We start from the raw sequence: 267 nt of genomic DNA, 5'->3' as shown, positions 1-267 counted from the left end.
GCGTGTGGATGAGCAGGTGAAGATCCGCGGGTTCCGGGTTGAGCTCGGTGAGGTCGAGGCCGTTCTCGCCGCGCACCTGGGGGTTGAGCAGGCGGTTGCGGTGGTGCGAGAGGGCCGTCTGGTGGGTTACGTCACGGGCGCCGACGAGGTGGACGGCGAGGACGTACGGGCGTTTGCCGCGAGGCGTCTGCCGGACTACATGGTGCCGTCCGTAGTCGTGGTCCTTGACGCGTTGCCACTTACGGTCAACGGCAAGGTCGATCGTGC

General features: G+C 67.0%; 1 protein-coding gene. It reads left to right on the top strand.

Annotation, left to right across the window (positions count from 1 at the left end; all coding sequences use genetic code 11):
* Nucleotides 1-267 (top strand): AMP-binding enzyme (locus LQ326_RS47595; protein WP_234545437.1); only part of this gene is annotated, 267 nt, incomplete at both ends.

The sequence above is a fragment of the Streptomyces shenzhenensis genome (assembly GCF_021462265.1).
In the GTDB taxonomy this organism is placed as follows: domain Bacteria; phylum Actinomycetota; class Actinomycetes; order Streptomycetales; family Streptomycetaceae; genus Streptomyces; species Streptomyces shenzhenensis.
Note: the sequence above shows the minus strand (reverse complement) of the source record. Positions and strands in the feature narration are given on the sequence as shown.